The 19137-nt window shown below is 71.9% G+C and carries 15 protein-coding genes; 5 read left to right on the forward strand and 10 right to left on the reverse strand.

The genetic code is table 11. From position 1 onward, the window contains the following. The first annotated feature begins 92 nt into the window (after positions 1-92). Positions 93-1265 carry a S1 family peptidase gene (locus ABZ478_RS17155; RefSeq protein WP_359549930.1) on the forward strand — a complete coding sequence of 391 codons (1173 nt, stop codon included), beginning with the start codon at positions 93-95 and terminating at the stop codon, positions 1263-1265. Positions 1266-1387: 122 nt separating this feature from the next. Continuing rightward, positions 1388-1897 (forward strand): N-acetyltransferase, encoded by a 510-nt coding sequence (locus ABZ478_RS17160; RefSeq protein ID WP_359549932.1) that lies wholly within the window; start codon positions 1388-1390, stop codon positions 1895-1897. Between the two features lie 64 nt (positions 1898-1961). Here the strand turns inward: ABZ478_RS17160 and ABZ478_RS17165 are convergent, their stop codons facing one another. From ABZ478_RS17165 to ABZ478_RS17180, 4 genes are all read right to left on the reverse strand, one after another. Further along, complete coding sequence (locus ABZ478_RS17165; RefSeq protein WP_359549935.1) at positions 1962-2903, reverse strand: carbohydrate ABC transporter permease; 942 nt, start codon at positions 2901-2903, stop codon at positions 1962-1964. 1 nt (position 2904) lies between these two features. Continuing rightward, positions 2905-3810 (reverse strand): sugar ABC transporter permease, encoded by a 906-nt coding sequence (locus ABZ478_RS17170; RefSeq protein ID WP_359549938.1) that lies wholly within the window; start codon positions 3808-3810, stop codon positions 2905-2907. 34 nt (positions 3811-3844) lie between these two features. Further along, positions 3845-5188, reverse strand: coding sequence for an extracellular solute-binding protein (locus ABZ478_RS17175; protein WP_359549941.1), 1344 nt, complete (start codon positions 5186-5188; stop codon positions 3845-3847). Positions 5189-5353: 165 nt separating this feature from the next. Beyond that, a complete protein-coding gene (locus tag ABZ478_RS17180) occupies positions 5354-7180 on the reverse strand; it encodes a sugar-binding domain-containing protein (RefSeq protein WP_359549943.1) in 1827 nt (608 codons plus the stop codon). Between the two features lie 166 nt (positions 7181-7346). Between ABZ478_RS17180 and ABZ478_RS17185 the strand changes: the two genes are divergently transcribed. Further along, positions 7347-8369, forward strand: a complete 1023-nt coding sequence (locus tag ABZ478_RS17185; RefSeq protein ID WP_359549946.1) for a LacI family DNA-binding transcriptional regulator — start codon at positions 7347-7349, stop codon at positions 8367-8369. Positions 8370-8914: 545 nt separating this feature from the next. On the opposite strand, the gene ABZ478_RS17190 is transcribed toward ABZ478_RS17185, so the two are convergent. From ABZ478_RS17190 to ABZ478_RS17210, 5 genes are all read right to left on the reverse strand, one after another. After that, positions 8915-9922: an ABC transporter permease gene (locus ABZ478_RS17190; RefSeq protein WP_359550033.1), complete on the reverse strand. Its 1008-nt coding sequence runs from the start codon at positions 9920-9922 to the stop codon at positions 8915-8917. 23 nt (positions 9923-9945) lie between these two features. Next, positions 9946-10908 (reverse strand): ABC transporter permease, encoded by a 963-nt coding sequence (locus tag ABZ478_RS17195; protein WP_359549948.1) that lies wholly within the window; start codon positions 10906-10908, stop codon positions 9946-9948. Beyond that, positions 10901-12418 carry a sugar ABC transporter ATP-binding protein gene (locus ABZ478_RS17200; RefSeq protein WP_359549950.1) on the reverse strand — a complete coding sequence of 506 codons (1518 nt, stop codon included), beginning with the start codon at positions 12416-12418 and terminating at the stop codon, positions 10901-10903. Before ABZ478_RS17200 ends, ABZ478_RS17195 begins: the two co-directional genes overlap by 8 nt. Before the next feature lies 1 nt (position 12419). After that, a complete protein-coding gene (locus ABZ478_RS17205; protein ID WP_359549952.1) occupies positions 12420-13517 on the reverse strand; it encodes an ABC transporter substrate-binding protein in 1098 nt (365 codons plus the stop codon). A 168-nt stretch (positions 13518-13685) separates the two neighbouring features. Next, entirely contained in the window at positions 13686-14699 is a 1014-nt protein-coding gene (locus tag ABZ478_RS17210) for a LacI family DNA-binding transcriptional regulator (protein ID WP_359550035.1), read from the reverse strand. A 159-nt stretch (positions 14700-14858) separates the two neighbouring features. On the opposite strand from ABZ478_RS17210, the gene ABZ478_RS17215 reads away from it, so the two are divergent. After that, entirely contained in the window at positions 14859-17462 is a 2604-nt protein-coding gene (locus tag ABZ478_RS17215) for a PA14 domain-containing protein (RefSeq protein WP_359549953.1), read from the forward strand. Positions 17463-17680: 218 nt separating this feature from the next. Then, the gene (locus ABZ478_RS17220) at positions 17681-17848 is read left to right on the forward strand and encodes a hypothetical protein (RefSeq protein ID WP_358934114.1); all 168 of its coding nucleotides are present in this window, start codon (positions 17681-17683) and stop codon (positions 17846-17848) included. 52 nt (positions 17849-17900) lie between these two features. On the opposite strand, the gene ABZ478_RS17225 is transcribed toward ABZ478_RS17220, so the two are convergent. Continuing rightward, positions 17901-18716, reverse strand: coding sequence for a class I SAM-dependent methyltransferase (locus tag ABZ478_RS17225; protein ID WP_359549955.1), 816 nt, complete (start codon positions 18714-18716; stop codon positions 17901-17903). Positions 18717-19137: the final 421 nt, after the last annotated feature.

The following is a 19137-nucleotide window of genomic DNA, read 5'->3' on the forward strand; positions in this document are numbered from 1 at the left end:
ACAGGGACTAAGCTCTGCCCCGCCACGCATGAGAGCGCTCTCAGACATCGGCTGTTCCACCCCCACTCCTGGAACGACGAAGGGCAACCCCCATGAGACGCACCAGACTTGCGCATGCCGCCGTGTCCGCACTCCTCGTCCTCGGCGGACTGAGCGCGGCCGGCACCTTCCCCGCCTCAGCGACCGGCTCCGCGGCCGGACCCACCACTACCGCACGATCCGCCGAGCCCGCCTCCGACGGGATCGTCACCGCCATGCGGCGCGACCTCGGCCTGACCCGCACCGAGGCGGTGGCCCGGCTCGCCGCCGAGAAGACCGCCGCCGCCCTCGACCCCAAGGCACGCCGCACGGCCGGCGCCGCCTACGCGGGCTCCTGGTTCGACGCCCCGAGCGGGCGCCTGACCGTGGCGCTCACCCGGAACGCCCCGGCAGCCACCCGCCGGGCGATCGAGCGATCCGGCGCCATCCTCCGCACCGCCGAGCACAGCGCCCGGCAACTGGACGCGGCCAAGGCGCGCATCGACCGGCTGACGGCACCCTCGGGGATCAGCGGCTGGCACGTCGATCCGAAGGCCGGCACGGTAGTCGTGGAGGTCGTACGCGGCGAACGCGCCGACAACGATGTCCGGCGCTTCCTGTCCCAGGCCCGCCGGACCGGGCCCGTCACCGTCGAGGCCTCCGCCGCCCCGAGGACCCTCGCCGCCGGCACGGTGGGCGGCGACCCGTACTACACCGGCAACGTCCGCTGCTCCATCGGCTTCTCGGTGTACGGCGGCTTCGTCACGGCCGGGCACTGCGGGCAGCCCGGCGCCGGGGTCAGCGGCTGGGACCGCTCCTACATCGGCACCTTCCAGGGCTCCTCCTTCCCGGACAACGACTACGCCTGGGTCAGCGTCGGCAGCGGCTGGTGGACGGTGCCGGTGGTGCTCGGCTGGGGCACGGTGCCGGACCAGCTCGTACGCGGTTCCAACGTGGCGCCCGTCGGCTCCTCCGTCTGCCGTTCGGGCTCCACCTCGCACTGGCACTGCGGCACGGTGCTCGCGCTGAACGAGACCGTCAACTACAGCCAGGGCGCGGTGCACCAGCTCACCAAGACCAGCGCCTGCGCCGAACCCGGTGACTCGGGCGGCTCCTTCATCACCGGCGACCAGGCCCAGGGCGTCACCTCCGGCGGCTGGGGCAACTGCTCCAGCGGCGGCGAGACCTGGTTCCAGCCGGTCAACGAGATCCTGGGCCGGTACGGTCTGACCCTGCACACCTACTGACCGCACGCGGCGGCTCGGGGGGTTCCGCGCCCGGCGCGGAGCCCCCACCCGCGACCCCGGCACCCCGGGGCGGCGAGAGCGTCCGCGTGACGACACCACCGCGGAACGGATCTCCACCCACCATGCGCGACACCTGGACCACCCGCCCCGAGACCGCCGCCGACGCGGCCGCCGTCCGCGAGATCCACCTCGCCGCCTTCGACACCCCGCTGGAGGCCGGCCTGGTCGACGCCCTGCGCGCCGATCCCGCCTGGATCGACGGGCTGTCCTGGGTCAGTACCGGAACGGACGGCACACCGGCCGGCCACGCGCTGCTGACCCGGTGCCACATCGGTGACGTTCCGGCCCTGTGTCTCGGCCCCGTCGCCGTGCGCCCGGAGCACCAGCGCGCCGGCGCCGGATCGGCGGCCGTGCGCGCCGCGCTCCGGGCCGCCGGGAGCCTGGGCGAGCGCCACGTCGTGGTCCTCGGACATCCGGAGTACTACCCGCGCTTCGGCTTCGTCCGCGCCTCCGCCCACGGCATCCGTCTCACGATCGACGTACCCGACGAGGCCGTGATGGCCCTCGCGCTGGACGCCGGCAGCCCGCTGCCCGCGGGAACCGTGCGCTACGCCGAGCCGTTCGGCATCTGAGACGACCCGGCCGCGCGGGGCACCGCCGCCCCGCGCGGCCGGGTCGTCTCAGATGCCCGGCGGGTCACTGGCCGCCGAGTCCGGTCGTGGCGACGGACTTGACGATGTGACGCTGGAAGAAGACGAAGACCACGACGAGCGGGAGCGCCGCGAGCACGGCGGACGCCATGGTCTGCGCGTACTGGATGCCGTAGGCGTCCTTCACCGAGGTGATGCCGACCGGCAGGGTCATCAGTCCCGGGTCCGACGTCGAGACGAACGGCCACAGGAAGTTGTTCCAGGCCCCGATGAACACGAAGATCGCGACGGCCGCCAGCATCGGCCGCGACAGCGGCAGCAGCACGGACCAGAAGACGCGCCAGTGGCCCGCGCCGTCGATGCGCGCGGCCTCCTCCAGCTCCCGCGGCAGCGAGTCGAAGTGCTTCTTCAGGATGAACACCATGACCGGCGCCACCGTCTGCGGGAGGATCACCGCCGCGTAGGTGTCGACCAGGTGCAATGTGAGCATCTGCCGGAACCACGGCACGATGAGCAGCTGCGGCGGCACCAGCACCGCCGCCACGGTGAGCGCGAACAGCCACCGGCGCCCGGCGAACACCGTGCGGGAGAAGGCGTATCCGGCCATGGCGGAGACCAGCACCGTGACGATCGTGACCGCCGAGGACACCAGGAAGCTGTTGAGCATCCACAGCGGAAGGTCGCCGCGCTCCCACACCGTCGAGAACCCGTGCAGGGTGAAACCGTGCCGGGGCAGGAACCACTGCCCGGGATCGCTCGCGTCCTGCTCGGACTTGAACGCGGTGAGCAGGGCCCAGGCCATCGGCAGCAGCCACACGAGGGCCAGTACCGCGAGCACGGCCAGGGCCAGTCCCCGGGCGAGCCGGCTCTCCCCGAGGGTGAGGTTCCGGTCCGGCCGGGCGGCCCGGCGCGGCCCGGCCGGGCCTCTCGGCGGACGGGCGGCGCGGTCCGGCGCGGCCGGGCGGACGGGCAGTTCGGTGGAGGTCATGTCACTTCTCCCGGCGGCGGAGGGCGGCGTACTGGGCCGCGGAGGCGATGAGGACGAGGGCGAAGAAGACGTAGCTGACCGCCGAGGCGTAGCCCAGCCGGTATCCGGTGAAGCCGACGTCGTACATGTACTCGATGACCGGGCGGGTCGAGTTGTTCGGGCCGCCCTTGGCCAGCAGGTACACCTGGTCGAACACCTTCAGCGAGGCCAGGATCTGCAGCACGGTGATGACGCCGGTGATCCGGCTGAGCTGCGGCAGCGTGATCGACCACAGCCGCCGCCAGGCACCCGCCCCGTCGATGGCCGCCGCCTCGTACAGGTGGTCCGGGATCGCCTGCAACGCGGCCAGGTACAGCAGGAAGTTGAAGCCGACGGTCCACCACAGGGTGGTCAGCACGATCGCCCACATCGCCACGGACTCGTCGCTCAGCCAGGACACCGGTCCGAGGCCGGCCGCATCCAGGAGGTGGTTCAGGAGCCCGAGGTCCGGCTGGTACAGCCAGATCCACAGCAGGCTCACCACGCCGACCGGGAGCAGATAGGGCGCGAAGAACGCCAGCCGCCACACCCACTGGCCAGGCAGGCCGGTGTGCACGAGCAGCGCCATGCCGAGCGCCACCGCGACGAGCGGGACCGTCGACAGGACGGTGAACCACACGGTGTGGCCCAGGGAGCGCCACATCTCGGCGTCCCCCAGGGCCTCGGCGAAGTTGTCCAGGCCGACGAAGGACGGGGTGTGGGCCGACAGCGAGGTGTCGGTCAGGCTCATCCACAGGCCCTGGACCAGCGGCCACACCATGAACAGGGCGAACAGGACGAGGAAGGGCAGCGCGAACAGCAGGCCCGGGGGGAACAGCCGGCGCGCCGACGGGGCCCCGGGGCGGGGCGAGGCGTGGGGAGAGGACATCGTTGTGCCTCCTGCGCGGTGGATCGCGGCCGGGTCAGGCCGGGCTGGGCTTGGAGAGGAAGGTGTTGAGGCGCCGCACCATCGCGCGCGCCGCGCGGTCGGGGGCGAGACCGTCGAGCAGGGCCTGCTGCAGGACCTGCGACATGGCGTTCTGGAAGTCCGAGCCGGCGCCCGCGAACCACACGGACGGGTCGAGCACCACATGGTCCTGGGCCTTGGCGTAGTGCGACTGCGGCTGGAGTCCGGCGTACGCCGACGTACGGGTGACCGGGCCGTAGGCGGGGATGTGCCCGGCCGTCGCCCAGATCTGGCCGGCCTTCAGCAGCGCCGCCACCGCCTGGTGGGTACGACGGCGGTGCCCGGGGTCGGGGTCGGGGTGGTGCGGCAGGACGAAGGAGTGCGAGTCGGCGTAGACGGCCGGGGTGCCGAACACCGTCGGGAACGGGGCGGCCCCCACGTTCCTGTCCGCGCTCCGGAAGGTGCCGAGCTCCCACTCGCCGGAGAGGATCATCGCCGTCTGCCGGTTGGTGAAGGCGGCGATCGCCGAGGCGTAGTCGAGCCGCCTGGGGTTCACCCGGCCGTCGACGATCCTGGCCATGAAGGCGATGACCTCGGCCATCCGGTCGACGTCGACCTCGGCCGGCCCGCCCCGCGGCAGCCGGAACGCCCCGCCGGTCTGCCGGTACAGCCCGTAGAACAGCCGCCATCCCTGGGCGGTGTCGGTGACGTACCCGAAGGCGATGCCCTGCTTGCCCGAGGCCTTCGCCAGTTCGCGGCCCGCCGCCAGGAACCGGTCGGGGGAGGAGAACGCCTCGGTGTCCAGCGCCCCGTCCCGGGTGAGCAGGCCGGCCTCGCGGGCCGGTTCCGGGTGGTAGAAGACGATGAACGGGTGCGTGTCCAGGGGGATCGCGTAGGTGCGCCCCTCGAACTGGGTCCGGGACCACACGGCCTTGGTGAAGGCGTCCTCGGTGATGCCGTACTCCGCCAGGACGTCCAGGTCCCACGGGTCCAGCAGCCCGGTGGGGGCGTAGCCGGCCAGCCGGGACATGTGGGAGACCGCCACGTCGGGACCGCGCCCGCCGGCCGAGGCCATGGCGAGCTTGGTGTAGTACGGGGTGCCCCACTCCAGCACGGTGCGCTCGACGCGCGTGCCCGGCATGTCGGGGCGCGCCGCGCGCACCATGTCGTTGAGCAGTCCGCCGTCGGCCCCGCTGAACAGGTCCCACAGTCGGACGGTCGAGGCGTCGGCCGCCTGGGCGGAACCGCAGCCACTGAGCGCACCTGCGCCCAGGGCCGCGGCACCGGAGGCGAGCGCGGCCGTCAGCACCCGGCGCCGCGAGGGCGCGGGCGGACCGACGGGCGCGGATATGCCGGTCATACAGCTCCTCTCCTGCGGGCGGCGGCCCACGGGACGCACCTCGCGCCCCACGGGTGCCGCCCCATGGACATACATCGATGTAAATCGCGTGGTCATGAGTCCCTCCCACGATCGCGGGGAGGGGTGGGTGTCACCGGTTGCCCACCGGGGTCGCCCACCGGCTGCTCAGCGGTCGCTCTCGAAGGCCGCCGGACGGGTCTGGGCGGCGCGCAGCAGCGCGGTGTCGACCTTCTCGGAGCGGTCCAAGCGGTAGACGCCGTTGCGCTCCTGGAAAACGTCGGTGAGCTGGGTGTAGCAGTAGCCGAACATGTCCGGGTCGTCGAGGAGCACGGCGGTCAGCCCCGTGAAGCGCTCGACGAACTCGGCGGCGGTGCGCGGGCGTTCGCCGTAACCCCAGGAGGCCTCGGAGTCGTCGCCGGCGGCGTTCGCCGCGGCCTGCGGATCCCACCAGACGCCGCCGAACTCGCTGCAGAAGTACGGCTGGCCGCGGTAGGGCAGCGACCAGGGGCGTCCGTCGGGACCGGCGTTGACGTACGGCCGGTCCTCGGCCAGGCCGGCCATCGTCTTGGCGAAGGCGGCCGGGTCCTGCTCGTAGCAGTGGGAGTCGTAGACGTCCGTCTCGGCCACCCGGTGGGCGTAGCCGGAGGCGTCGATCACGGGCCGGCTGGGGTCCGCCTGCTTCGTGGCGAGGAACATCGCGCGGGTGACGTCGTCGAGCCCGGTGACGCGGTCGTGCAGGTGCTGGTAGGTCTCGTTCAGCGGGCACCAGCCGACGATCGAGGGGTGCGAGTGGTCGCGCTCCAGCGCCTCCAGCCACTGGGCGACGTAACTGGCGTCCGGGCGCTGGTTGTCGTCGCGCACACCCGTCTCGCAGCCCCAGTCGCCGAACTCGCCCCAGACCAGGTAGCCGAGGCGGTCGGCGTGGTACAGGTACCGCTCCTCGAAGACCTTCTGGTGCAGCCGGGCGCCGTTGAAGCCCGCCGCGAGCCCCAGTTCGATGTCGCGGACCAGATCGGCGTCGCACGGCGCGGTCATCAGGCCGTCCGCGTAGTAGCCCTGGTCCAGGACCAGGCGCTGGAAGACCGGTTCGCCGTTGAGCAGCAGCCGCTTGCCGTGGATCGCGACCGAGCGCAGACCGGCGTAGGAGCGGACGGAGTCGACCACCTCCCCGTCGGCGTCCAGTACCTCCAGGACGAGGTCGTACAGATGCGGGTCGGCGGGCGACCACACCCGGCGCCGGTCCTCGGGGACGGCCAGCACCAGGCGGGGGGCGAGGCCGAGGTCGGCCCGGGACTCGGCGGTGACGACGGGACCGTCCGAGTCGCTCACGGTGGCACGGACCCGGTGGCCGGGTGCGTTCGCGGTGAGCGGCAGCTCCACGTGGAAGGAGCCGGAGGCCAGGTCGGGTGTGACGCGCGGGCGCCTGAGGGCGACCGAGCGGGGCACCGGCTCCATCCACACCGTCTGCCAGATGCCGGTCGTACGGGTGTAGTGGCAGTGCGAGTTGGCGTACCAGGTGGCCTGCTTGCCGCGGGCCTGGACGCCGTGCCGGCTGTCCCGGGCGCGCACCACGACGGTCAGCTCCCGGCCCGGGGCGGCCAGATCGCCGAGGTCCGCGCTGAACGGGGTGAAGCCGCCCCGGTGCCGGGCCACCTCGGTGCCGTCCACCCACACCGTGGTGTCGTGGTCGACGGCCCCGAAGTGCAGCAGCACCCGGGCGTCGGTCCAGTCCTCCGGGACGGTCACCGTGCGCCGGTACCAGACCGCCTCGAGGAAGTCGGTCTCGCCGACGCCCGAGAGCTCCGACTCGGGGCAGAACGGGACGACGATGCGGCCGGTGAGCGCCCGGTCCCTCAGCCCGCGCTCCAGGCCGGTGTCGGACCGGTCGATCTCGAACTGCCACTCGCCGTTGAGATTCAGCCAGGCCGCACGGACGAACTGCGGCCTGGGGTACTCGGGTCGGGGCAGGTCCGTGGGGTGCGGGACGGGCATGGTGCTCCTTGGCGTCCGGGGTGCCGTGCTGGTGCGAGCACATGGCACCATGAGATTTACATCGATGTAAATACCTGGGACGGAAGAGGACGGGACCGGGACCGTCCGCCCGGATCGGCTCGGACCGTGGTCGTGCCCATCGGTATGATCCACGGCAGGCGGGAGGATGATCGGCGTGGCAGCCAGACCGAGGATCAAGGACGTGGCGGAGTACGCCGGGGTCTCACCCAAGACCGTCTCCAACGTGATCAACAACTTCGAGCACGTCTCGGACCGGACCAGGACCGCCGTGCAGGAGGCCATCGACGCCCTGGGCTACCGGGTCAACATCGCGGGACGCCAGCTCCGCCAGGGCCGTACCGGGATGATCACGCTGGCCGTCCCGGAGCTGGACGTCGCCTACTTCTCCGAGCTGGCCAAACACGTGACGGCCGAGGCGGACCGCCGCGGCCGCACCGTGCTGCTGCACCAGACCGGGGGAGCGCGGGAGCGTGAACTCGCCGCGCTGCACGGCTTCGACGCGCAGTTCTCCGACGGCGTCGTCCTCAGCCCGCTGTCCCTGCTGCCGCGCGACCTCGCCACCCGTGACCGGCGGCTGCCCGTCGTCCTGCTCGGCGAGCGCTCCGCGGCCGGCACCACCGACCACGTGGGCATCGACAACGTCGGCGCCGCCCGCGAGGCCACCGAGCACCTGCTCTCCCGCGGGCGCCGGCGCATCGCGGTGATCGGCGGCTCGGTCCGCGGCCGGCAGGGTACCGACCGGCTGCGCACCGACGGCCACCGCGAGGCGCTGGCCGCCGCCGGGCTGCCCTTCGCGGAGGACCTCGTGGTGCCGGTGCGGGCGTACCACTGGCAGGACGGCGCCCGCGCGGCCATCGCGCTGCTGGACCGGCCCGCACCGCCGGACGCCCTGCTCTGCCTCAACGACCACCTGGCGCTGGGCGCGCTGCGCGCTCTGCACGAGGCGGGCCGGTCGGTGCCCGGTGACCTCGACGTCATGGGCTTCGACGACATCGAGGCGTCCCGCTTCAGCGTCCCCTCCCTGACGACCGTCGCCCCCGACAAGGAGGAGATCGCCCGCAGCGCCGTGTCCCTCCTGCTGGACCGCATCGACGACCCGGAGTCCGGCTCCCCCGAGGACCGGGTCGCGGGTCACCGGGTGATCGTCCGGGAGAGCACCGGAGGCTGAGGGGAGCCGCGGTGGGACGGCTGGGCGCCCGCGCGGCGGGCGATATCCGGGTCATCGGGGCCTGACGCCACTTCGGGGGCTTGCCACCGTTCGTCACCTACAGGCGTGTCCGAGCACCGGCGTCACTCAACAGCGCGGCCGAGCGCCGGAATCACCCATGGACGCGGCCGAGCACCGGCGTCACCCACGGGCATCTGTGAGCCTGTTGTCACCCGCGGGGCGTGCGCCGGGGCCGCGAGCCCCCGGGTGTGTGAACCCGGTTGTCACTCGGACACGCCAAGCGGCCGGGCCTCCCTGGGGGGTGTGAACCCGGTTGTCTCCCACGGGTCGCGCACCGAGTCCGGTGTCGGCCACGGACACACGCCCCGCCCTCGCTCACGGACGCGCGCGAGCCCGACGACGTGACCCGTGGACCCGCGGGCCCGGTCGGTGTTCACGGGCGCGCGGGCCTACGGGGGATCCGGCAGCCCGACGCGTCGGGAGACCGGCAGGGTCCGACGTACCGGGAGACCCGCGGAGCCGCGAGTGGCGTCGGGCCGGCTGGTTCACAGCACCCGGCGCCGGCGTCCCAGCCAGGTCTGGGCGATGACGACCACCGCCAGGAAGGCGCCGCTGACCACCTGCTGGTAGGCCGAGTCCAGGGAGCCGATCTGGTTGATGACGTTCTGGATGACCTTCAGCAGCGCCACGCCGACGAGCGAGCCGCTGATGAACCCGAACCCGCCGGTCAGCAGGGTGCCGCCGATGACCACCGCCGAGATCGCCTCAAGCTCCATACCGGAACCGAGGATCGTCACCCCCGACAGCAGCCACGCCGCGTTCAGCGCACCCGCGAGGCCCGCGCACAGCCCGGACAGCGTGTAGACGGCGACCTTGGTGCGGGCCACCGGCGCGCCCATCAGCGCCGCCGCGTCCTCGTTGCCACCGACCGCGTACACGTACTGACCGAAGCGCGTGCGCCGCAGCACCACCGCGCCCAGCACGAACAGCGCCAGCGTGATCCACACCGGCACGCCGACGCCGAGCAGCGAACCCTGCCCGAGCCGGGTGAAGAACGCGCCCTTGTCCACGAGATACGTCCGCGAACCCTCGTCGGTCAGCGCCAGCAGGACACCGCGCGCACCGAGCATGGAGGCCAGGGTCACGATGAACGGGGCCAGCCCCGAACGCGCGATCAGCAGCCCGTTGAGCAGGCCGACGAGCCCGCACACCACGAGCGGCAGCAGCAGCGCCACCAAGGTCCCGTACTGCGAACCCCGTGCGGCGAGCACCCCGCCGAGGGCGAACAGCGAGCCCACCGACAGATCGATGCCGCCGGTGACGATCACGAAGGTCATGCCGAGCGCCACGACGGCGAGGAACGCCGACGACAGCGCCATGTTCTCCAGGTTGTCACCGGTCAGGAAGGTGTCGAAGCTCAGCGAGGCGACGACCATCGCGAGCACCAGGGTGACCAGCGCTCCGTGTTGCTGGGCGAGCGCGCTGAGCCGCTCCGAGCGGCTCGCGCCCGGCGGCTCGTCGCCCGCGTGGGGGGTGGGGGCGTCCTTCCGCATGGTGGCTTCCCCGGCGTCCGTGGTCATCGCTTCCCCCGTTCGCGTGCCGCGTACACGGCACCGACGATCACCACGGCCTGCGCGATCTGCGTCCACGACGGGGGCAGGTCGTGCTTGATGAGCGTGGTGGTGAGCAGTTGGATCAGTACGGCGCCCGCGACCGTGCCGCCGATGCGGACCCGGCCGCCGCTGAGCGGGGTGCCGCCGACCACCACCGCGGTGATGGCGGACAGTTCCATCAGGGTGCCCAGCGAGGTCGGGTCGCTGGCGGCGAGCCGGGCGGTCGCCAGCACGCCCGCGATCGCGGCCAGCGCGCCGGAGCACACGTAGACCACGACCAGCACCCGGCGCACCGGCAGTCCCGCGAGACGGGCGGCCGGCCGGCTGTCGCCGATGGCCAGCAGCTGCCGGCCGAACGTGGAGCGCCGTACGACGAACGCCACGAGCAGCGCCAGCGCCGCCGCGATCAGCACCAGATGGGGGACGCCCAGCACGTCCCCGGAGCCGAGGGACGCCAGGCCCGGGTCGTGGACGTCCTTGAGCTGGGGGAGGAGCACCAGGGCGAGCCCGCGGGCGGCGACCATCAGCGCGAGCGTGGCGACGATCGGCTGCACACCGACGAAGGCGACCAGCGCCCCGCTCGCGAGGCCGGCGAGCACGCCGCCGACGACCGCGATCAGCGTGGCGATCCACGGCCCGTAACCGAGGTACAGCGACAGCAGTGAGGTGGACAGCGCCATCACCGAGCCCACCGACAGGTCGACGCCCTCCGTGCCGATGGCGAGCGCCATGCCGAGGGCCACGATCAGCACGGGCGCGACCTGCACGGCCTGGGTGCGGAAGTTCGCCGCGGAGGCGAAGTGCGGGGTGAAGACGAAGTTGAACAGCAGCAGGACCACCACACCGCCGTACACGCCGTAGTCCTGGAGCAGGCGCAGCGCCCGGTCCCGGTCCACCGTGCCCCGGGCAAGGCTCAGTTCAGTCATCGTGGCCTCCGGCCGGTACGGCGGCGATCGCGCGCATCAGCTCGTCCTCGGTGACGGCGTCGCCGGTCAGCTCGCGCACCACCGCCCCGTCCTTGAGGACGATCACGCGGTCGCTGCCCTCGATCAGTTCCTCGGTGTCGGAGGAGATCAGCAGCACCGCCAGGCCGTCGTCGGCCAGTTCGTCGACGAGTGCCTGCACCTCCGCCTTGGCACCCACGTCGATGCCGCGGGTCGGCTCGTCCAGCAGCAGCACCTTGGGGTGCAGGGCGAGCCACCGGGCGAGCAGCACCTTCTGCTGATTGCCGCCGGACAGTTCGCCCACCTTCTGGTGCGGGCCGGCCGCCTTGATGCGCAGCCGCTTCATGAAGGTGTCGACGATCCGGTCGACGCGGGCGTCGTCGACCAGGCCGAACCGGGACAGCCCCGGCAGCGCGGCGAGCGCGATGTTCTCCCGCACCGACAGGCCCGGCACGATGCCCTCGCTCTTGCGGTCCTCCGGGAGCAGGCTGATGCCGGCCCGGATCGCCGCCGCGGTGGAGCCGCCGCGCACCGGCTCACCGGCCACCACGACCCTCCCGCCGTCGACGGGCAGGGCGCCCGCGATGGCCTTCGCGGTCTCGCTGCGTCCCGAACCGAGCAGCCCGCCCAGCCCGACCACCTCGCCCGGACGCAGGGACACCGAGACGCCGTCCAGCTGATGACGGATGGTCAACCCCTCTGCTTCCAGCACAGGTCGGGCCGCGGCGTCGTGGGAGCCGGAGAACTTGGTGAGCCCCTCCTCGCGCACCTCGCCGATCTCCCGCCCGAGCATGAGGGCGACCAGCCGCAGCCGGTCCAGCTCGGCGAGCCGGCCGGTGTGCACCACCCGGCCGTCCCGCAGCACGGTGACCGCGTCGCAGATCTCGTACAGCTCGTCCATGCGATGACTGACGTAGATCACCGCGATGCCCCGCTCCCGCAGGGCGCGGATCACCCCGAACAGCGTGCGCACTTCGCGGGGTTCCAGCGAGGAGGTCGGCTCGTCCATGATCACGACCCGGGCGTCGATCGCCACCGCGCGTGCCAGCGCGACCATCTGCTGTGCGCCGACGCCCAGTTCACGCAGCGGGCGGCGGACGTCGACCCGGACGCCCATCCCGCGCAGGGTGTCCTCCGCCTCCCGGTGCATCCGGCGGAAGTCGATCAGGCCCAGCCGGCCGCGTGGCTCGCGGCCGAGGAACAGGTTGCGGGCCACGCTCATCAGCGGGACGAGGTTGACCTCCTGGTAGATGGTGGAGATCCCCGCCTGCTGCGCCTGGAGCGGCGTGGCGAAGCGGACCGGGGAGCCGTCGTGGGACATCTCGCCGGCGTCGGGCTGGTACACGCCGGTGAGCACCTTGATCAGGGTGGACTTGCCCGCGCCGTTCTCGCCCACCAGGGCGTGCACCTCCCCGGCGCGGGCGGTGAAGTCCACCTCGGACAACGCCCGTACGCCGGGGAAGGTCTTGCACAGTCCGGTGACCGTCAGCATCTCAGAAGGCCTTGCCCAGGTCGGACTTGGCGTTGGCCTCGGTGTAGGAGCTGTCCTGGATGACGATGTCCTGGGCGACCTTCTGGCCCTGGGTGAAGCTGTCCAGGGTCTGGAAGGCCAGCGGCCCGAAGCGCGGGTTGGACTCGATCACACCGGAGATCCAGCCGTCCACGATGCCCTGCACGGCGTTGCGGGTGCCGTCGATGGTCACGACCTTCACGTCACCGGGCTTCTTGCCAGCGCTCTTGAGGGCGTTGACCGCGCCGAGGCCCATTTCGTCGTTCTCGGCGTAGATGCCCTTGATCCCCGGCTTGGACTGGATCAGGTTCTCGGTGACCGACTGGCCCTTCTCCCGGGCGAACTCGGCGGTCTGCCGGAACACGATCTTCAGACCCGGGGCCTTCTCCTTGACGCGGTCCTCGAAGCCCTTGGTGCGTTCGGTGGTGACGTTGTTTCCGGCCGCGCCGAGCAGGATGGCGATCTCGCCCTTGCCGCCGGTCGCCGCGATCATCTGGTCGGCCGCCCGCTTGCCCTGCTCGACGAAGTCGGAGCCGATGAAGCTCACGTAGTCCTTGCAGGCGGTGGCGTTGATCTTGCGGTCGACCGTGACGATCGGGATGTGCTTGGCGGCCGCCGTGCGCAGCACGGGCTCCCAGCCGTCCGAGTTGAGCGGCGCGATGACCAGGAGGTCGGCGCCCTTGGCGATGAGGTCCTGGACGTCGCTGATCTGCTTGGAGAACTGCGACTGGGCGTTGGCGGTGAGCAGTTTGACGCCCCGCTTCTGGGCCTCCGCCTTGATGGAGGCGGTCTCCGCGATCCGGAAGGGGTTGGCCTCCTTCTCGGACTGGGAGAACCCGACGGTGGCGGACTTCAGGTCCAGTTTCTTGCCGCCGTAGGCGTCGATGGCGCAGGCCGGCCCTGAACCGCCGCTCGGCGAGGCGACGACCTGGCCGGCGTCCTTGTCCTGCGAGGCGGCCTTGTCGCCGCCGGAGTCGTCCTCCGACTTGGCGCATCCGGTCATGAGGGCCAGGCTCGTGACGAGTCCGGCGGCGATGAGGGTCCGCGTGCAGGTGCGGCGCAGTGGTGCTGTGGGCTTCATGGGAGTCCCCAAACGGCGTGGCCCCGGCGCGCCGTTGGCGCTCACGGGGGGTAGGACGGCTTGCGGTCAACTCGGCGTGCACGTCGTTCAGGGGAGGTTTTTACATCGTTGGAAGAGCGCTGTAAACCCTCCCGTCCGAAATCCCGGTCAGACGCCCGCCGTTCCGCCTCACCGCCGACCGAGCGTGCTCTCCCGCTCCACCAGCCGGAACTCGGCGACGAGTTCGCGTCCGCCGGGCTCCTCGCGCCCCGACAGACTGCGCAGCAGCGAGCCCACCGCCATGCGCGCGATGGCCTGCTTGTCCGGCGCGATCGTGGTGAGCGACACCGCGCCGAAACGGCTTTCGGCGATGTCGTCGAAGCCCACCACGGCGACGTCCCACGGCACCCGCAGGCCCCGCTCGTGCAGCACCCGCATCGCACCGATCGCGATCAGGTCGTTCAGCGCGAACACCGCGTCCGGCCGCACGCCCGAGTCGAGCAGCTCGGCCATGGCCCGGGCGCCGTCGTCCCGGTCCCAGCCGCCGACCGGGACCACCAGGTCGTCCGGCGCCGGCACCCCGGCCGCCGCCAACTCCTCGCGCCAGCCCACGAGTCGCAGGTGGGCCGGGCGGTTCGCGGAGTCCGTGCGGGCGCCCAGGTAGGCGATCCGGGTGCGGCCCCGGCCCAGCAGATGGCGTACCGCGGCCCGGGCGGCGGCCACGTTGTCGATGGCGATGTGGTCGTGCGGGGCGTCGTACTCGCGCTCGCCGAGCAGCACCAGCGGAACGTCGTCGGACCGCCCCTGCAGGTCCTCGGCCTCCAGCTCCAGCGGGCTGAGGATGAGCCCGTCGATCACCCGGGCCCGGAAGCCCTGGCTGACCAGCACCTCCTGCTCGCGCCTGCCGCGGGTGTGGTCCAGCAGCACGGTGAAATCGTGTTCCGCCGCCGCGTCGACCACGGCGCCCGCCAGTTCGGCGAAGTACGGGTTGCCCAGCTCCGGCACGGCCAGCGCGATGATGCCCGTGCGGCCCTTGCGCAGGTGCCGTGCGGTCAGGTTCGGCCGGTAGCCGAGCTCGTCGATGGCCTGCTGCACCCGGGACCGCATCGCCGGTGTGACGTGCGGATAGTTGTTCACGACGTTGGACACGGTCTTGATCGAGACGCCGGCCCGCTCGGCCACGTCCTTCAGGCTGACCCGCAAGGGGATCTCCTCGGCATCGATGGGTGCTCCGAAGGGCGGAGCCATGTCATGACTCTGGACAGCGGCCGGGAGCCGTGCTCTCATGCCAACTGCCGTGCTTCCAACGTTGTACAGACTGAAGCAGAGAGCCGCCACCCTTCCTCAGCCATAGGGAGATTCGTGCGCACCAGATCACTCCGACATCGACTGTCACTCCTCCTGGCGGCCGCCCTCGGCGTGGCCGGACTGACCGCGGCACCCAGCGTCGCCGCGGCGGACGACCCCGCCGAGGTCCACGGCCTCAAGGGCGAGTACTACACCCAGTCGGCCCCCGGAGCCTTCGACTTCGACCAGCTCAAGGCCACCGGGTTCGACCCGAAACTCGACTTCGACTCCCTGGAGTCCCGCCTGAACTCGGCCACCGGCCGGTCGGACGACGTCAGCGTCCGCTGGACCGGCCGGATCGTGCCCGAGAAGACCGGCGCCACCACCTTCTCGATCATCGGCGACAACGGATTCCGACTCTGGGTCGACGGCAAACTCGTCATCGACCACTGGGTCGACGACTGGGACCGTGAACAGAGCGGCGCCCCGGTCGAGTTGACCGCCGGCAAGGCGTACGACATCAAGGTCGAGTACTTCGAGCACTACGGAGGCTCCAACCTCCACCTGCGCTGGACGCCGCCGGGCGGCACCAAGACCGCCGTACCGCAGTCGGCGTTCCTGCTGCCCGAGGGATACGCCTACGACGGCGCCATCGCCACCACCGTCCTCAAGGACGGCCGTACCCTGCGGCTCGACTTCGCCCAGACGCTGGCCAAGCCCACCGCGGCCCTGACCAGCCACCTCGACGCCGTCATCGGCGGCGCCACCTGGCCGCTCGGCAGCGCCCGGCTGGACCCCGCCGACCCCAGATCCCTGCTGGTCTCCCTGAAGGAACCCGTCGTCGGCGACAAGGCCGGCACCGCGCCCGGCCTGGCGGACGTCCGCTACGACGGCGAAGGCGGACTCAGCAGCGAGGACGGCAACGTTGTCAGCGCGTTCTGGAGCAGTGGCAGCAACCACTCCACCTACGAACTGCGCACCAAGTGGGCCGACGACGTCACCCCGGCCAACGCCCACCGCGAGTACCCCAGACCGCAGTTGACCCGCGACGCGTGGCAGAACCTCAACGGCAGCTGGCAGTTCGCCGCGGCCAAGGCGGGGGAGCAGCCGCCGGTGGGCCGCACCCTGGGTGAGCGGATCCTGGTTCCGTACCCCGTCGAGTCCCAGCTCTCGGGCGTCGAACGGCACGAGGACCGCATGTGGTACCGGCGCACCTTCACCGTCCCGGTCGGCTGGAAGGTCGGCGACGAGAAGCGGCTCCAGCTGAACTTCGGCGCCGTCGACTGGCAGGCCGAGGTCTACGTCAACGGCACCAAGGTCGCCGAACACAAGGGCGGCTACGACAAGTTCAGCGCCGACATCACCGACGCCCTCAAGCCCGGCCGCACCCAGGAGCTGATCGTCGGCGTCTACGACCCGACGGACGCCTCCGGCGGCGAGAACCCGCCGATGGGCAAGCAGCGCCTGGACCCGAGCGGCATCTGGTACACCCCGTCCTCCGGTATCTGGCAGACCGTGTGGCTGGAACCCGTCGCCGCCGACCACGCCGACCAGCTCAAGCTGACTCCGCACGTCGACACCGGCACGCTCACCGTCGAGCCGCAGGGCGTGCGTGACGGCGTACCGGTCACCGCGACCGCGTACGACGGCAAGCGCCGGGTGGCCACGGCCACCGGCAGCACCGGCGGGCCCCTCACCCTGAAGATCCCGAAGGCCCGTCTGTGGTCGCCGGACGATCCGTTCCTCTACGACCTCAAGGTGAAGGTCGGCGACGACCGGGTGGGCAGCTACTTCGGGATGCGCTCCATCGCCGTGGAGAAGGTGAACGGCGTGCCGCGCACGGTCCTCAACGGCAAGCCGGTCTTCATGATGGCCACCCTCGACCAGGGCTTCTGGCCCGACGGCCTGCACACCGCGCCCAGCGACGAGGCCCTGGCCTACGACCTGAAGATGCACAAGCGGATGGGCTTCAACTCCGTCCGCAAGCACATCAAGGTCGAACCCGACCGCTGGTTCTACTGGGCCGACCGGCTCGGTCTGCTGGTATGGCAGGACATGCCGGCCATGACGGCCGGGGTGAACCCGTCGACCACCGCCCGCGCGGAGTACGAGCGGGAGATGAAGCAGATGATCGACGAGCACATCAGCAGCCCGTCGGTCGTCATGTGGGTGGTCTTCAACGAGGGCTGGGGCCAGTACGACATCGGCCGCGTCGCCTCCCAGGCCAAGGCCTGGGACCCCACCCGCCTGGTGAACAACATGTCCGGCCTCAACCTGGGCGCGGACGGCGGAGCCGGCGACATCATGGACGAGCACGGCTATCCGAGCCCCGCCCTGCCACCGCGTCCGGACGGGCGACGCGCCGTGGTCGCGGGCGAGTACGGCGGTCTCGGCCTCGCGGTGCCGGGCCACGCCTGGTCGGTGCAGCAGTCCTACGTGGACGTCGACCCCAGCACCTACACCGACGACTACCTGAAGAAGCTCGGCGAGGTGCACGCGCTGGCCTGCAAGGGCGGCAACGGTGCCGTCTACACGCAGATCTCGGACGTCGAGGGCGAGCTCAACGGCCTTGTGACGTACGACCGCAAGGTGACCAAGCCCGACGTGCGGCGCGTGAAGGCGGCCCAGGACGCGCTGATCGACGACGCCTCCCGGGCGGTCGTGGCGGGCTGCGCCTGACCTCGGGGCCACGGCGGCCGTCGCCTCCCCGCGAACCGCCGTGGCCGCACCCGGGGTCGCCGCCGTGACCGTCCCCGGCCCGGTCCATCCACCGCATCGACGGCGGGTGGACCGGGCCGGGCCCGTACGGGCGAGGAACGGTCGGTTCCGTGTGCCTGCCCCGGCGTTCAGGGGGCAGACGGGGCAGGGAAGGAACCTTCCAGGAGAGGAATCCACCCATGCTCGGCATAGGCGCGGCAGTACTGTTCTTCATCTCATTCCTGATCAACGCGGCGGACCTCAGCACCAACGACACGTTCTCCTCGGTCAACGTCATGCTGCTGGGCCTGACCCTGCTGGCGCTGCACGTGGCGGGCATCGGCTCCACCTGGTCCCGCAGACGCTGAACGCTGACGCTGGAACGGCCGGTGGCGACCCGTCACCGGCCGTTCCGCGTTCTCAGGGCCGCCGCCCCCAGGCCATCACCATGCCCGGGCCCAGTTCGGCGAACCGGGGCGAGGCCAGGTAGTCCAGTGCCTCGTCGATGACGGCGCCGTCCACCCGGCCGGTGGCCTCCAGATCGGGCCGTATCCGGCTCCACGTCTCGGACCAGAAGAGGGCGAGGGGGCTGCCCGCGACCATCGGTGGGCAGAAGAGCTCCGCCGCGACGTCGCACAGGCCCTCCTCCCGCAGGAAGCGCGGGTACGCCGGGACGGACGAGGTGTCGGTGCCGATCGTCGATCTCAGCGCCTGCCACATGGCGTCCATGACCCGGCGGTAGGCCGACGAGGTGTCCAGCGGATCCGGTACCTCCACCGCATCGGCGAGCACCAGCCGGCCTCCGGGTTTCAGCCATCCCGCGAGCCGCGAGATGATCCCGCGCCGCCCGGGCAGGTGCATGAGCACGAACCGGGCGTGGATCAGGTCGAAGGCGCCGGGCCGGAGACTCCCGTCCGTGAGGTCGGCGGTGAGCACGCGCAGCCGAGTATCCGTCAGGGCGCTCAGACCGCTGGTGTCCCGGTCCAGCGCGACGACCTCCGCCGCTCCGGCCTCCTCCAGCAGCCAGCGCGTCACCGTGCCGGTCCCGGCCCCGACGTCCAGGCAGCGGGCTCCGGGGCCCACGCCGAGCGCCCGGAGCCGCCCGGTGGTGACAGGGTCGTACGCCAGGGCGGCGGCGTCGATGCGCTCGGCCTCCCGCGGATGCCCCGGCTCGAAGAGCGTCTCTCCGTAGTGGCCGTCGCCGGCCGCCCGGCCGGGCGGCGGCACACCGGTCACGGCCGGGCCTCCCACCGCTCGGCCGAGCCGGCCTCGCACGGGGTGCCGAAGGCCCGGGTCGGAGTCGCCGGCCGTCCGGCGGGAGCGGTCTCACTCGGCATGCGGCGAGCGTCCGCCACGGTGCCGAGGCTGTCAATCGACACACCTGGCGGGAAGCGGGACGTACCGCCGAACGGCGGTGTCGGTGCGCCGTCCGGGCGCGCACGGCCGACGAAGCTCCCGGCACCACGCGGCCGACGCCGGCCCGGGCGTGTACGGCGGCGGCGGTCGCGGTGCGCACCCCGGACGAGGTGAGGGGCGCGGACGCCGGTCGTCGGCCGCCCTCGTCCTCCTGATCGTCGAGGACCCGGCATCGGGCACGGGCCGGGGAATATCCCGACCGTGCGTGACCTTAGGGTGGACGAACGTAGAAGCAGCAGGG

Origin of the sequence: Streptomyces sp. NPDC005706, assembly GCF_040631045.1 — a bacterium.
Taxonomy (GTDB): domain Bacteria; phylum Actinomycetota; class Actinomycetes; order Streptomycetales; family Streptomycetaceae; genus Streptomyces.